Annotated in this window: 14 protein-coding genes; 6 read left to right on the top strand and 8 right to left on the bottom strand. The window is 65.9% G+C overall.

All coding sequences use genetic code 11. The annotated features are described in order from the left end of the window. Positions 1 to 35: 35 nt before the first annotated feature. From CPBF1521_RS00395 to CPBF1521_RS00380, 4 genes are all read right to left on the bottom strand, one after another. Positions 36 to 371: a thioredoxin family protein gene (locus tag CPBF1521_RS00395; RefSeq protein ID WP_104586095.1), complete on the bottom strand. Its 336-nt coding sequence runs from the start codon at positions 369 to 371 to the stop codon at positions 36 to 38. Between the two features lie 21 nt (positions 372 to 392). Further along, complete coding sequence (locus CPBF1521_RS00390) at positions 393 to 791, bottom strand: host attachment family protein (RefSeq protein WP_104586097.1); 399 nt, start codon at positions 789 to 791, stop codon at positions 393 to 395. Between the two features lie 102 nt (positions 792 to 893). Further along, positions 894 to 1,970 carry an alpha/beta hydrolase gene (locus CPBF1521_RS00385; protein WP_181142099.1) on the bottom strand — a complete coding sequence of 359 codons (1,077 nt, stop codon included), beginning with the start codon at positions 1,968 to 1,970 and terminating at the stop codon, positions 894 to 896. A gap of 371 nt (positions 1,971 to 2,341) precedes the next feature. Beyond that, positions 2,342 to 2,791, bottom strand: coding sequence for an NUDIX hydrolase (locus CPBF1521_RS00380; protein ID WP_115675543.1), 450 nt, complete (start codon positions 2,789 to 2,791; stop codon positions 2,342 to 2,344). 403 nt (positions 2,792 to 3,194) lie between these two features. Between CPBF1521_RS00380 and CPBF1521_RS00375 the strand changes: the two genes are divergently transcribed. The 4 genes from CPBF1521_RS00375 (at position 3,195) to CPBF1521_RS00360 (ending at position 6,852) form a co-directional block, all read left to right on the top strand. Further along, positions 3,195 to 3,851: an SDR family oxidoreductase gene (locus tag CPBF1521_RS00375; protein ID WP_115675541.1), complete on the top strand. Its 657-nt coding sequence runs from the start codon at positions 3,195 to 3,197 to the stop codon at positions 3,849 to 3,851. A gap of 109 nt (positions 3,852 to 3,960) precedes the next feature. Then, positions 3,961 to 5,031 carry a M4 family metallopeptidase gene (locus CPBF1521_RS00370; RefSeq protein ID WP_115675540.1) on the top strand — a complete coding sequence of 357 codons (1,071 nt, stop codon included), beginning with the start codon at positions 3,961 to 3,963 and terminating at the stop codon, positions 5,029 to 5,031. Next, a complete protein-coding gene (locus CPBF1521_RS00365) occupies positions 5,028 to 5,339 on the top strand; it encodes a protealysin inhibitor emfourin (protein WP_104586106.1) in 312 nt (103 codons plus the stop codon). Before CPBF1521_RS00370 ends, CPBF1521_RS00365 begins: the two co-directional genes overlap by 4 nt. Before the next feature lie 367 nt (positions 5,340 to 5,706). Then, on the top strand, positions 5,707 to 6,852 hold the full coding sequence (locus CPBF1521_RS00360) for an HDOD domain-containing protein (protein WP_181901046.1): 1,146 nt from the start codon (positions 5,707 to 5,709) through the stop codon (positions 6,850 to 6,852). 70 nt (positions 6,853 to 6,922) lie between these two features. Here CPBF1521_RS00360 and CPBF1521_RS00355 read toward each other — a convergent pair whose 3' ends face one another. Further along, entirely contained in the window at positions 6,923 to 9,178 is a 2,256-nt protein-coding gene (locus tag CPBF1521_RS00355) for an ATP-binding protein (RefSeq protein WP_115675539.1), read from the bottom strand. 214 nt (positions 9,179 to 9,392) lie between these two features. On the opposite strand from CPBF1521_RS00355, the gene CPBF1521_RS00350 reads away from it, so the two are divergent. Then, entirely contained in the window at positions 9,393 to 9,572 is a 180-nt protein-coding gene (locus tag CPBF1521_RS00350; RefSeq protein WP_102580081.1) for a CsbD family protein, read from the top strand. Between the two features lie 306 nt (positions 9,573 to 9,878). On the opposite strand, the gene CPBF1521_RS00345 is transcribed toward CPBF1521_RS00350, so the two are convergent. Further along, a complete protein-coding gene (locus CPBF1521_RS00345; RefSeq protein WP_115675538.1) occupies positions 9,879 to 10,256 on the bottom strand; it encodes a winged helix-turn-helix transcriptional regulator in 378 nt (125 codons plus the stop codon). A gap of 92 nt (positions 10,257 to 10,348) precedes the next feature. On the opposite strand from CPBF1521_RS00345, the gene CPBF1521_RS00340 reads away from it, so the two are divergent. Beyond that, positions 10,349 to 10,753: a DoxX family protein gene (locus CPBF1521_RS00340; RefSeq protein WP_115675537.1), complete on the top strand. Its 405-nt coding sequence runs from the start codon at positions 10,349 to 10,351 to the stop codon at positions 10,751 to 10,753. A 134-nt stretch (positions 10,754 to 10,887) separates the two neighbouring features. On the opposite strand, the gene CPBF1521_RS00335 is transcribed toward CPBF1521_RS00340, so the two are convergent. Together CPBF1521_RS00335 and CPBF1521_RS00330 are read right to left on the bottom strand one after the other, a co-directional pair. After that, entirely contained in the window at positions 10,888 to 11,502 is a 615-nt protein-coding gene (locus CPBF1521_RS00335; RefSeq protein ID WP_235858369.1) for a hypothetical protein, read from the bottom strand. A 457-nt stretch (positions 11,503 to 11,959) separates the two neighbouring features. Beyond that, a complete protein-coding gene (locus tag CPBF1521_RS00330; RefSeq protein WP_115675536.1) occupies positions 11,960 to 13,237 on the bottom strand; it encodes a pectate lyase family protein in 1,278 nt (425 codons plus the stop codon). Between the last annotated feature and the right edge of the window lie 229 nt (positions 13,238 to 13,466).

Here is a 13,466-nt window from a genome sequence, read left to right as displayed (position 1 = left end):
CGCCATGGCGAGCCATCGATCAGGCGCGTTGCGCGCTAGACCGGCGCCTCGCCCAGCTGCGACAGCAGCGGCTGCAGGTCTTCGCGCGTCTGCGGGCGCACGGCGCGTGCGACTTCCACGCCGTCGCGCAGCAGGATGATGGTTGGCCATAATTTGACGCGAAACGAGCGGCCCAGGGGCCGCCCTTTTCCATCTTCGACCTTGCGGTAGTCCAGCGCCGCAATGCCACCCAGCAACTTCTGCAGCAGCGGCTGCGCGGCGATGCAGTGGCCGCACCAGTCGGTACCGAACTCCAGCACCTGCAGGCCGGCCTGTGCATCCACCTCGCTACGTTCGGGCGCCTGGGTGGCGTAGTCGCGAACAAACCCCATCGTCTCGCCGCTCCGGTGTGCTTACGACAATGCGCGCTGGATGTCTTCCAGCGGCAGGTTGGTCAGGTCCTTGGCCAGGTCGCCCACCAGGCGCTGCTGGGTTTCCTTGTGCAGCAGCGGGCGCACGCGGCCCAGCGTGGTCGGGTCGGCCACCAAGACCAGATGCGTGTACTCGTGCTTCAGCGCGCCATCGTTCAGGGCATGCGAGAGCTGCTTGGCAAAGGTCATCTCGTCCATGTCCGCCTCGCTGAGATCCTGCGGCGCCTTGCCGGCCGGGCCATCGTCGTCGACGTTCTGCACATCGGTGCGCGCGTGCTGGCGCAGCACCACGTTGGCTTCGTTGCCGGTATTGGTGAACCAGCGTGCTTCGCCGCCATCGGCCACCACCACCAACGCACCTTGAGGAATTTGCAGACTCATTCGATTCTCCTGATCAACGGCGGCGTTGCATGTGCAACGCCAGTCGGCCTCAACCTAGGTTAGAGGATGTAAGCACCGCGCCTAGCCGGTGTCAGCGTGGCGTTAGCGTGGCGCGGCCAGCGTCGGTGGCGGCAGGCCCAGGTGCTTGCTGAAGAAACGCGCGGCCACTCGCAGCGCCTGCTGGCTTTCCGGCAGTGCGTTGGTGAGGTGGAAGGCGTGGCCCAGCCCGTCCCACACATGCAGATCCGATTCACGGCCCAGGTCCACCAGGCGCGCATGCGTGTAGGCGGCATTGCTCAGCTCGGCCGCACGCGTGGCGGTCAGAAACAGCGTTGGCGGGAACTGCTGCAGCACCGCATCGGAAAACACCGGCGACACCAGCGGGTCGTGGAAGTCCACGTTGTCGCCGTAGTACAGGTCTTCCCAGATCGGCAACGCACCGGCCTTGTCCGGCAACAAGGCATCGTTCACTGCCGCCACCACGATGCGCGAATCGCCGCGGTAGCGTGCATCGCCTGCGGCGCAGAACAGCCCGGCCGCTGCCGGCATCGGCAACTTTTCCTTGGCGAACCATGCCAGCGATTCGCCGGTGAGCACGCCGCCGGCCGAACACCCGAACAAGCCGATGCGCTCGGGCGCGTAGGTCTTGAGCGCGGCGCGATACACCGCCGCCACGTCCTCGCTGGCGGCCGGGAACTGGTGCTCGGGGCCCATCCGGTAATCCACCGCGACCACCGTCATGCCGGTCATTGCCGCCAGCGGAATGGCCTCCATCAACCCGAACGAGGCGGCGCTGCCCATCACGAAGCTACCGCCATGCAGCTCGATCAATACGCGCCTGGCCTGCTCGGGTGTGCGCGTGCGCGGCTCCACCCGCAGCACCGGCACGCCGTTCCAGGTTTCGGGCGTGATCTCCACCGCGTAGCGCGTGCGCAGCTGCGCAATCACGCCCTTGGCCCACCGTTCGGTGTCGGCACGGATGCCCGGCAGTTGCTTGAGCAAGGTGGCGTTGTCGGCCTTGTCCAACGGATCGGCGCGGGCCACCCCGTTGGCCATATGCGCACGTGCAGCCGGGCTCAGAAACTCCGACACCGGCAGGTCGAATGCAGGCACGTGCCGGATGCCATCCGGGGTGGATGCGGTGGCCGGTGTGGCCGGCTCGGCGGCGGTTGCGTGCATGCTGCACGCGGTGCAGGCCAACGTGAGCGCTAGCGTTTTGTTCAACCAATGACGTGTCATGCGGTGCCCTCCCAGGCAAGTCGAACCGGCGAGGATAGCGCCAGCAGACAGCGCAGATGATGTGCTGGAAGTCGTGCAGACACGCACGTTGCATGTAACGACGCGATGTAACGCAAATGCGGCAACTACGCACACCGCAGCGCGCAATCAGGCCACCGCATCAAACGTACGCAAGCGGTCGGCATCGCAGGCAGCGCACGCGTCGCCCTGCATCCGCGCGGACATCGCGTTGCTGCAAGCATCAGCACCAACACTGCGCAGGCCGGTGCATCGCCGCCGGCACCGGGTCCAGCGGCATCGATGCATCGCACTCAGGCGGCAGGTGCCGACGCCGCAGTTGGCAGATGCTGCAACGCCTGCAACGTGGAGGTGGTCAGCGGCGACGGCAGCGCGTCCAGCGCAAACCAGCCGATGTCGGCAATCGCCTCGGGCTCGCGCCGCACGGCGTGCTCGCTGCCCTGGATCGCGGCCAGATACACCGGCGCGACCCAATGCTGCGGCGGCGCCAGGTCCGGCTCGAAGTAGCTGACGATGCACAGCACGGCCTGCAACTGCACGTGCAGGCCGGTTTCTTCCAGCACTTCGCGCACCACGGCATGTTCCACCGTTTCCATCCAGTCCACCTTGCCGCCGGGCAGGCCCCAATGGCCCTGCTCGGGCGCACGCCCGCGCTGCACCAGCAGCAGGCGGCCATCGGAGCGGCGGATGAACGCGCCGCATCCGACGCGTGGACGAAGATCGCTATCGATTGGACTGGACATGGGCATCCCGAAGGTGTGGCGCCGTAGTGTCCCAGATGTGCGGCAGGCAGGCGCCACCCCGATGATCGGCAGCGGGCTGACCGAAAGGATCGTGGGCGACGGTCTACCTTGCATCTGCGCCTTGCACGCTGGTAGCGACAGCCGAGAGATGCCAGCGCTGCTGCGCGATGCCGCCTGATCGGCGCAGTGCATCGCCTGCGGGTGGTTGCGTGATGCGCAGGGTGGTCGCGATGCCGCTGCACTGCGTGCGTCACCGCCCCCTCGCATCCGGACCTCCACGCACCGCATGCCGGGAAGCAGCGTTTGGCCATGCGCCTGCGCGGCCGATAACGCTGCCTTAGCGCCCTGTTGGCGAGGATGCGGGCAGTCCGCGCCGCGAGGGCGCGCCGTCTTGGAGGTTGGGATGTCTCGTATCGTGTTGATCGGCGGCCATGGCAAGGTCGCACGCCTGCTCACGCCGCTGCTGGTGCGCGGCGGGCATTCGGTGACTGCACTGTTTCGCAATCCTGCGCACGCAGACGATGTGATTGCCGACGGCGCCACCCCGCAGCTGTTCGATATCGAACAGGCCGACACCGACGCCATCGCCGCGCAACTGGCCGGCCACGATGCGGTGGTATGGTCGGCCGGCGCCGGCGGCGGCAATGCCGCGCGCACCTACGCGGTGGACCGCGATGCGGCGATCCGCTCGATGCAGGCCGCCGAACAGGCCCGCGTGCGCCGCTACGTGATGGTGTCCTATCTCGGCGCCGGGCTGGAACACGGCATTGGCCCGGACGATGCCTTTTTCGCCTACGCGCAGGCCAAGGCCGCGGCCGATGCACACCTGCGCACTACCCCGCTGGACTGGACCGTGCTGGGGCCGGGGCGCCTCACCCAGGACCCGCCCTCGGGCCGCATCACCCGTGATCCGGGCGGCGATGCCGACGGCGGCGTGTCGCGTGCCAACGTCGCGCAGGTCATCGCAGCGGCATTGGCGCTGCCGGCCACCATCGGCAAGACGGTGGGCTTCATCGACGGGCAGACGCCGATCCAGCAGGCCTTGTCGCAGCTGGAATGAACGCCAGGCCTATCGCGATGCCTGCGCGGGGCGCACAGTGGGCCTGCCTAACGAATTCCTAAAGCCGGCCTCGGCATAGTCGCGGGCGCAGTCCTTGTGGAGGTCGCTCATGTCTGCAGTTGTCACCCCACGCCGTGCCGGCATCCTGCCGCCGTATCTGCTGGACCATGTGGCCCAGGCCGCACCCGAGCGTGCGCGGCAGTGCGCGCGGTTGTCCCGGCAGATCACCGCCCAGCTGCGGCAGCAGCGCGCGCTCGGCCTGCTTGCACGCACCCGGCCGTCGGCCGCCGATGCAGCGAGCGCGCCCACTGAGCAAGCAGTACAGCGGCAGATCTACGATGCGCAGCAAGGCACCGCACTGCCCGGCACCCTGGTCCGTGCCGAAGGCGCGGCCGCCACCGACGATGTGGCAGTGACCGAGGCCTACGACTATCTCGGCGCCACGCACGCCTTCTTCCAGACCGTGTACGCGCGCAATTCCATCGACGGCGACGGCATGCCGTTGATCGGCACCGTGCATTACGAGCGTGGCTACGACAACGCCTTCTGGAACGGCGAGCAGATGGTGTTCGGCGATGGCGACGGCGAGATCTTCAACCGCTTCACCATCGCCATCGACGTGGTGGGCCACGAGCTGACCCACGGCGTCACCGAGCGCACCGCCAACCTGATCTACCAGGACCAGTCCGGTGCCTTGAACGAGTCGCTGTCGGATGTGTTCGGCGTGTTGATCAAGCAGTACACATTGCAGCAGCAGGCCAGCGAGGCGGACTGGATCATCGGCGCCGGCTTGCTGATGCCCGGCATCAACGGGGTGGGCCTGCGCTCGATGCGCGCGCCCGGCACGGCCTACGACGACCCGGCGCTGGGCAAGGATCCGCAACCGGCCAGCATGGACGGCTTTGTCGACACCCAGGAGGACGATGGCGGCGTGCACTACAACTCCGGCATTCCCAACCACGCGTTCTATCGCGCTGCGGTGGCCATCGGTGGTTACGCGTGGGAGAAGACCGGCCGCATCTGGTACCGCGCGCTCACCGGCGACGAGCTGGCCGCCGGCGCGGACTTCGCCACCTTTGCCGCGCTCACCGTCCGCATCGCCGGTGCGGACTATGGCGCCAGCAGTGCCGAGGCAACCGCGGTGCAACAGGCCTGGCGTGACGTGGGCGTGCTCACATGAGTGCACAACGTCCGCCGGTGGAGGCAGGCGTGACCTTGCGGCTGGCCCGCGAAGGCGGGGTGGCCGCCTTCCCCGCCATGCGGCGCGAACGGCAGCTGGTGATGGACGAGCTGGACGATGCCCAGCGCCTGCAGCTGCGCAGCGTGCTGGACCAGTGCCTGGCGCATGCGCTGCCGCGCCCGCAGGCCGGTGGTGGCGATCGCCGCTATTTCAGCATTGCCTGGGACGGCGCCAGCGAGCCGCTGCGCATCCCCGAAGAACATGCACCGGCCGCGATCGTGCGGCTGTGGAAGCAGGGCACGCTGTAGCGCGTTTGTGCCGCGATGCCGCCGCCCGCGACATCGCGTGCGCATCCATCCCCCGCGCACAAACGAAGACACCGCGCCATGCGCGGTGTCTGTCGTATCGAAAGTGGTCCAACTGCGGATGCCTGCACCCTTTAAGCTGCCTAGATGCTCTAGGGCTGCACAGCTGGTGACGCATAGTGCTGCCTGCTCCGTTAGCGCCACGTGCAGCGCAGTGGTCAGCTGGAAGACACGCCGCTCATCCCCGCAGTGCAGCATGGCAGTGCCGGTGTGCGGGTCTGCCTGCACCGCGCGCCACGCACGCCTGCATTGCCGTGAACAGCGGCTTCGCGGATAGTCGCTGCACCGATCAGACGACCCCTGGACCTCCGTGATTGTGTTGCTGCTTGCTGCCGGACTGCTTGCCGGCCTGGGACTGGCCGGCGTCATCACATGGCTGCTGCTGCGCCAGCGTGCGCGCACCGCCAGCGCTGCGGCCGCGCCTGCCGCCGCCGACACCGGCCTGCAGGACGCACCCGCGGCGCCCGCGCCCGGGCACACGCAGGCACAGGCGCAGCGCGCGGCTACACCCCACCCCCTGCTGTGCGGGCCGCCGCCGATGCAGCCGCTGCTGCGCCGCATGTATGCCGCAGTGATGTCCAACCCATCGCTGGCCGAGGGCCGCCTGCCCACCGACCCGGCCCAGGCCGCGGTGCTGGATGCGGTCGGCGCTGCGCTCGCCCATGTCGACCTGCGCCCGCAGCTGTTGCCACGCCGCCCGCAGTTGTTGCCGCAGCTGATGCGCGCGGTCAACGACCCGGATGCCTCCGGCCGCGGCATCGCCGCGATCATCGCGCAGGACCCGGCGCTGGCCGCCAACCTGTTGCGCATCGCCAACAGCGCGCTGTACCGCCCGCAGGGCGGTCCGCTGGAAAGCCTGGAGCGGGCCGTGGTGCATATCGGCACCGAGGGCGTGCGCCAGATCGTCGCTGCCGCCGTCATGCAGCCGGTGCTGAGCCTGGAGGGCGGCCTCTACGCGCGCCTGCCGGCCGCGGTTTGGGATTACGCCCTGCGGACCGCCGCCGCCGCGGCTGCCTACATGCGCGAGCGCGCCGGCGATACCTTGGCGGCGCAGCTGGCCGGCCTGCTGCAAGGCCTGGGCGCGGTGGTGATCCTGCGCGTGCTGCGCGATGCCTACGCCGAACGCCCCAGCGTGCCCTATAGCCTGGAGGTGGCCGCCGTGCTGGTCGAGCGCCATACCGCCGCCGTCGCCAAGACCATCGCCACCACCTGGGAGCTGCCCGCCGCGCTGGGCACCGCGTTGGACGAGCAACGCCCCGGGCACGACCCCACCCTGCTCACCAGCTCGCTCGGCATGGCGCTGCGGTACGGCCGGCTGGCCGCCGCGCTGGCCATGCTCGCCCGCCACGGCGCCGAGCAGCAGGAGCATGCGCTGAGCGTACTGTCCACGCTGGAGCCGGACCACGCCGCCAATGCCGCGCTATGGCAGCGGCTGGTCGCCTCCAGCGTGGAGTGAGGCCGGCGCGGTCGCCGCAGGCCGGGCACACGCGCGCGCGCAGGCAAGCGCCTGCACAGCACCGCATCACTCAGCACTCGCTGGCGATCATCTCCTTCACCCGCGTGGCGAGCACGCTCACGCTGAAGGGCTTGGCCAGCACCGCCATGCCCGGCTCCAGGTGGCCGTCGTTCAATTGCGCGTGTTCGGCAAAGCCGGTGACGAACAACACCTTGAGGTTGGGCCGGCCCACGCGCGCGGCGTCGGCCATCTGCCGGCCGTTCATGCCGCCGGGCAGGCCCACGTCGCTGATCAGCAGGTCGATCCGCACCGGCGACTGCAGGATGCCCAACCCCGCGGCGCTGTCGCCGGCCTCCAGCACGGTGTAGCCCAGCTCTTCCAGCACCTCGGTGAACAGCAGGCGGATGGAGGGTTCGTCGTCCACGATCAACACCGTTTCGCCGGCCAGCGACGGCGCCAGTTCCAGCGCGGCGGTGCTGCCATCGCTGCTGTCATCGGCACCGGCGTGCCGCGGCAGGTAGATGCACACCGTCGAGCCCTTGCCCACTTCCGAGTGGATGCGCACCTGCCCGCCGGATTGCTTGGCAAACCCGTAGATCATCGACAGGCCCAGGCCGGTGCCTTCGCCGATCGGCTTGGTGGTGAAGAACGGATCGAACGCGCGCGCCACCACCTCCGGCGGCATGCCGGTGCCGGTATCGCTCACGCACAACGACAGGTAGTGGCCTTCCGGCATGCCCAGTTGCTGGCCCATCTCGCGGTCGATCCGGCGGTTGCTGGTCTGCACGCGCACGCGCCCGCCGTTGGGCATCGCATCGCGCGCGTTGATGCACAGGTTGAGCAGCGCGTTCTCCAGCTGCGGCGCGTCCACCAGCGCCAGCCACAGTTCGGCGGCGACGACGTTTTCCACGCAGATCCCCGGGCCCACCGTGCGCTGGATCAGCTCCAGCATGTCCACCACCAGCCGGTTGACGTTGGTGGGCTTGGGCAACAGCGTCTGCCGCCGCGCAAACGCCAGCAAGCGGTGCGTCAGCGCCGCCGCGCGCGTGGTGGCGCCCTGCGCGGTGGCCACGTAACGCTCCAGTTCGCAGAAGCGGCCTTGCTCGATGCGCAGGCTCATCAGCTCCAGCGCACCGGAAATACCCGCCAACAGGTTGTTGAAGTCGTGCGCCAGCCCGCCGGTGAGCTGCCCCACCGCTTCCATCTTCTGCGATTGGCGCAGCGCTTCTTCCACCGTCATCAGCTCGCGCGTGCGCTCGGTGACCCGCTGCTCCAGCGTGTCGCTCAACTCGCGCAAGGCCGCCAGCGCGCGGTCGCGCTCTTCCGACAGCGCGTGGCGCGCCTCGATGTCGAGCAACACGCCGGGAAACCGCAGCGGCGTGCCATCGGCAGCCTTTTCGACCCGGCCATTGGCTTCCAGCCAGTAGTACTTTCCGTCGCGCCGTTTGACCCGGTACTGGTGCGCGTACGCACCGCCGCGGGCGAGCGCCTCGCCGATGGCCGCGCGCAGCCCCTCGCGGTCGTCCGGGTGCACCGTCCTGATCACCTGTTCCAGTGTCAGGCCGTTGCGGCTGCTGGACGGATCGAAGCCGAAGTTCTGCGCAAAGGCCTCATCCACCGAAAACGCGTCGGTGGGCAGGTCCCAGATCCAGGTGCCGATGATCGCCCCGGCCGCCAGCGCCAGCTGCACCCGCTCGGCATTGCGGCGCGCCACGGTTTCGGCCTCCAGCGCACGATCGCGCTCGCTGGTGCGGTTGACCACCTCGTGCACCAGGTGCGTGTTTTCATCGCTCAGCAGCGCGTGCTGGAGGTCGCGGTTGCGCGCGTCCGCCACCTGCGCGGTGGTTTCGATGGCGATATTCATCAGCCCCACCACGCTGCCGTCCTCGCCGCGGATCGGCGAGGCGGTGGCATTCCAGTAGGTCATCTCGCTGACACCGTTGCGCAGCATCGGCAAGGTGATCACTTCCTGCCCGAAGCCTTCGCCGGTCTGCATCACCCGCGCAAAGGCCTGCGCGATGGGCGCGTAGGTTTCCTTCCATACCTCGGTCACCGGCTGGCCCAGCGCCTGCGGATGACGCTCGCCCATCGATTGCACGTACACGTCGTTGTAGAACAGGCGCAGCTCCGGCCCCCACAGCACCGCACCGAGCAGGGTGGAATTGAGCACCACCGACAACGACGAGCGCAGCGACTGCGGCCAGGTCTCGGGCGCGCCCATCGGCGTGGCCGCCCAGTCGTGGGCGCGCATCAAGGCCCCCATCTCGCCGCCCCCCGCAAGAAACTCCAGGCCAATGGGCTCGATGGCGGGGCGCACTGTGCTCACGTGACGGCATTGCCTGGCAAAAAAGTGCGCGCATTGTGGCACGCAGCGGTCTCAACAAGACGTGCAGAACAACGCCCTGCTCGCGCACAGGCCGCGCACGCGCCAGCGCAGCAGCCAAACGTCCTGACGCGCGGATGACGGCATGCCCACATCGCACTCACACCACCGGGGTCCAGACTGGCCTTCAACATCCCCAACCGTAAGAGGCACACCCATGGACAAGAACCGTATCGAAGGCACCGCGAAAGAGATCAAGGGCTCGATCAAGGAAACCGTCGGCCGTGTCACGGGCGACAAGAGCACCGAGCTGGAAGGCGCCACCGAAAAGAACGTCGGCAAGGTGCAGAACAAGGCTGGCCAGGTCGCCGACAAAGTGCGCGACGCCTCCAAGTAAGTCGATCGAAGCTGTCCACGTCGACTGCATTGCCCGCGGGTGTCACGCCCGCCGCGGCGAAGCAGTGGACTGGTCAGCAGCCGTAACGCACGAGAGTGCGGACGGCAACGCCCACTTCGGCGAGATCGCACCAACGCCCCGACATGATCGGGGCGTTGGCGTTTGTGGGGTCTGGACAGGTGTTGATCTACAAGCCTGATCGCCAGGATTGTGCGCAGACTGCTGTAACGATTCTTGGGGCAGGTGCGCGCTCGTGCCGGCATAGGTCTGCGCATAAACCCGCCCAGAAGGACCAGCCGCTTGTCTCTAACCGCTTGGCTTGCGCCCACGTGTAGCAGGCCGCTTCGCAATGCTGTCGCCGTACTGTTGCCACCACGCGGTCAGCGCTTCCATGGTTGGCCCCAGTCCATGCGCCTTTGGCGTGATGGCGTATTCCACGCGTGGCGGCACCTCTGCAAAGACGGTGCGTGTGACCAGGCCATCTGCTTCCAGCTCGCGCAATTGCGCCGTCAGCATGTGTTGAGTGATGCCGGGGATTGCCGCGCGCAGCTCGCCAAAGCGATACATCCGCTGATTCAGCAGCCACATGATTTCCAGCTTCCATTTCCCCGACAGCAGCGCAAACGCACGGCGCATTTCTACATGCATATTGGGCTCGCCTGTATCAATGGTCTGCTTTTTCATACTAAGCCCCAGTGATTCATCCTACTTTTCAATAGGTATCTTAGGCGACATTCTGATTGCCGGTTGCATTTACATATTGACCGGCAAACACCATGAGCATCTCTGTCTATTGGATCAGTACCGCCCTGCTGTGCCTGCTGTATCTCGCCTCTGCCTGCATGTATCTGGCCAAGGGCGAGTTCGTGCGCAAGGCGCAGGCCGAGCTGGGCTATCCGGCGCCGTTGCTGGTGCCCTGGATGATCGTCATCAAGATTCTGGGCCCGGTGGCGATTGTGTGCCGCTTCAACACCGCGTTGAGCGATCTTGCCTACGCCGGCATGTTCTACCACCTGCTGTTATCCGGCATGGCGCATCTGGGTGTGCGCAAGCCCAAGGGTGCGGTACCGGCCGCGCTGGGCCTGCTCTTTCTGCTCGCCTCGTTTGGCATGCAAAACGCCGCGCGCCAGCCGCCGTCGCCGTATGCGCCGACGGCAGCGGCCATCCACGCAATGCTGTAGTGATTCGATGCCTGGTTGAGCGCTGTCGGCTGGGCCGCTGCAACGCGCCCGGCCCAGCCAGCACCCTCACCCTCGCGCTAACTCGAGGTGAGCGAACAGACAGGACAGTGGTTAGCCGATGGGTGGGCGGGTGACTACCCAGGTTTCTGCCAGTTCGGATTGTTCCCCAGTTTCGGGTAATGCCTGACCAGTGTGTGCAGTGCGTCGGCCAATGCGAGGGGATCTCCGCGTAATACTTTTACAGTGTCCAAGACGCCTCGTGGCAGGGGCGCCATTTCCGTCAGGTTTTTAAGAAGATTCAGGATGCGTCTGCCGTGTTCTTCGTTCGGCGCATCGTATGTCTCCTCGATCCCAGACACCATGTTCGCAACCTGCGCTGCCACGCCTTGCTTGAGGATCAGGCCCTCCTGGAGCTGCAAGAACCTTTCATCGCCGCCTGCCTTGATCACCTGGATCTCAAGATCGACATCTGCTACGAACTGCCGCATCTTTCTGAACATGGCGCGGCCTGCGTCTTGCTCGCTGCCTTCAGCAGGCGCCTCGGCTGCGCCTGGATGCGCGTAATGGCTGGCAATCCGATGCTGGATCTGCCTGATCTTTTCAGCGATGTCGTCGCTACCACCAACGGCTCTTTTTCCAAGCGCGCAATCACTCATGCGCTTGAGTAACTTGAATGCCGATGTGTGCTCGGCATGAAGGGCTTCGTTAGCGAGGATGGGAGCAATCTCATCGAGCAACGTGTGTGCCATCTCCTGCATCCTGACCAGCACGCGCGTTTCCAGGCCCGATCGTTGTAGCCGCATTGGCTGTGACGTCGTGGGCCGTGATGGGGTTGCCGGCCGCGACGGGCGCTGCGGGCGACGCTGCAGCCCCTGCAATGGCGACTGATTTGGCAAGGGTGTGGATGGCGCGGGCCGCGGCGGCGTTACCTGGGGCGTGTGTTCTTGCTGCGTGTAGGTCACTGGCGCATGAGTGCTACTGACATTGTTTGAAAAACAGTTTCCCATCGCTTTTTGCCAATACTTCAATGACGGGCGGCAAGTAGACCAGGGCCACTTCCGGCAATGCGCAAGCAGACGCGAATGAACGATTGTGCATCCGAAGCTACGCCCTGCTGGTCAGCAATGTGGCAGGGCCCTGTCATCACAGAGCAGGCGCGCAGCCACGGGCAAGGCGAGCACGTGCGTCTCGCCCCCCCGCTTGAGGCTACCGGCTAACGCTGTCCGGATCGGCTCTTGGCCCTGCGTTGGCGGCCACCGATTTGGCGACGTCGTTGGACATCATCGGCCTGACGCTGCCTATCGCATTCTTCCAGGTCGCATTGCCGGCAATATTGGCCATCACCGTGGTTTCCAGCAGAAACGATTCCTGTCCGGTTTCCGTGTAACTGGTGACACAGGAACGCCCCAGCGTCTGCGAGCAGAGCGACCCCGTGGAGGACACGTTCTCATCCAGTGGCGCGAAAACGAGATCGCCAGGTGTGTCCGTGATCGGGACAAAGAACTCGCCTCTAGGAGTGAAGTAGTTACCCTCCATCAACAGGCTGACGGTCGTTGTCGCAGAAGCGCCAATGTAAAAGTTTGAGGTGTAAAGATTGTTCACCAGATGAATGACGCCACCAGTGCCTCCCGCTGGCGTGCCCATTTCCGGAGAACGCCCTGCGGTGGCATAGAAGTGATTCGCTACCAAAGTGATTTCTTGAGCATCTCCGTTCAGCAGCAGGATCCAGGAGCTTCGACCATTGCAGAAGTGCCCATACTCAGTCTCGCCGTCAAACGTGTTGTTGGAGATGGTCATCGCTTTAGCAGCGCCCCAGCCCGTCACGATCATCTGTCGGCCAATCCGTGCGAACGCGTTATGGTCGATCCAGATGCTGCTTGCGTTATCGACGGTGATCGCATCGCCAGCAAAGACGATGCCCTCATTGATATCGGTGATCGACAGGTTCCGCACAATGATGTTTGACACGCCCCCGGTCATCGTCAAGCCTTTGCCCTTGATCCCCGCCGACGCCCCAATACCGATCACCGTCTTGTTCGAACCCACCAGCAACGCCGATGCTGCTGCGCTGTCATAGGCCATCGGGAACGTTGGGCCAGTGCCACAGTATCCGAGCACATCCAGAATCTTTTCCTGTTTGCCGGTCGGCCCCACGCATTGTCTGTCAGAGTAAACGCAGCCCTTTCCGGAAATGGTTCCCTCCGTTCCCCTGAAGTCGATGACTGTATTCAACCGGATGATGCGAGGCGTATCGTCTATGCAGTTAGCGCCCTGGTAACGCTGGCACAGAGCGTCCTTAAGCTCTGCTGGCGTCGATACATCGACCACCTCGCCCCCCGTGCCTCCGGTGGTTCCCGCGCCGAAGCCGACCGGCTCGCTTGCCAGTGCCGCGGTTGTCGTTCCAGCCAATAGCATGACGGTGGAAAACACGGGTCCCATGACCGAACGTCTTGAGAAGATTTGCCGCTTGATGACATCGATCATGAAGAACCTTTGCGCTGGGGGCGCTGTGTTGTTGGGGGGGGCGATTGCGTCTGACTGGCAATCGGCGGCGAGCCGAGTGACTCACTTTTGCCGTCGCTGCCTGTCGGAACACTAGGGAAATTCTCGCGTTGGGTCCCCGTTGCGCGTCACAGTCGTCGTCGCTCAAAGAGAACCCGAGGAAACGGGAGCGAAGAGCAAGGAACGGAGTCTTGACCGGATGAGGTGGCAC

The sequence above is a fragment of the Xanthomonas euroxanthea genome (assembly GCF_900476395.1).
GTDB classification, from domain to species: Bacteria; Pseudomonadota; Gammaproteobacteria; order Xanthomonadales; family Xanthomonadaceae; genus Xanthomonas; species Xanthomonas euroxanthea.
Note: the sequence above shows the minus strand (reverse complement) of the source record. Positions and strands in the feature narration are given on the sequence as shown.

Excerpts from the sequence above, each read along its gene's own strand:
- CPBF1521_RS00365 (WP_104586106.1), top strand. The coding sequence starts at position 5,028 with ATGAGTGCACAACGTCCGCCGGTGGAGGCAGGCGTGACCTTGCGGCTG.
- CPBF1521_RS00330 (WP_115675536.1), bottom strand. The coding sequence starts at position 13,237 with ATGATCGATGTCATCAAGCGGCAAATCTTCTCAAGACGTTCGGTCATG.
- CPBF1521_RS00375 (WP_115675541.1), top strand. The coding sequence starts at position 3,195 with ATGTCTCGTATCGTGTTGATCGGCGGCCATGGCAAGGTCGCACGCCTG.
- CPBF1521_RS00340 (WP_115675537.1), top strand. The coding sequence starts at position 10,349 with ATGAGCATCTCTGTCTATTGGATCAGTACCGCCCTGCTGTGCCTGCTG.
- CPBF1521_RS00385 (WP_181142099.1), bottom strand. The coding sequence starts at position 1,970 with ATGCACGCAACCGCCGCCGAGCCGGCCACACCGGCCACCGCATCCACC.
- CPBF1521_RS00390 (WP_104586097.1), bottom strand. The coding sequence starts at position 791 with ATGAGTCTGCAAATTCCTCAAGGTGCGTTGGTGGTGGTGGCCGATGGC.
- CPBF1521_RS00370 (WP_115675540.1), top strand. The coding sequence starts at position 3,961 with ATGTCTGCAGTTGTCACCCCACGCCGTGCCGGCATCCTGCCGCCGTAT.
- CPBF1521_RS00335 (WP_235858369.1), bottom strand. The coding sequence starts at position 11,502 with ATGGCACACACGTTGCTCGATGAGATTGCTCCCATCCTCGCTAACGAA.
- CPBF1521_RS00350 (WP_102580081.1), top strand. The coding sequence starts at position 9,393 with ATGGACAAGAACCGTATCGAAGGCACCGCGAAAGAGATCAAGGGCTCG.
- CPBF1521_RS00380 (WP_115675543.1), bottom strand. The coding sequence starts at position 2,791 with ATGTCCAGTCCAATCGATAGCGATCTTCGTCCACGCGTCGGATGCGGC.
- CPBF1521_RS00395 (WP_104586095.1), bottom strand. The coding sequence starts at position 371 with ATGGGGTTTGTTCGCGACTACGCCACCCAGGCGCCCGAACGTAGCGAG.
- CPBF1521_RS00345 (WP_115675538.1), bottom strand. The coding sequence starts at position 10,256 with ATGAAAAAGCAGACCATTGATACAGGCGAGCCCAATATGCATGTAGAA.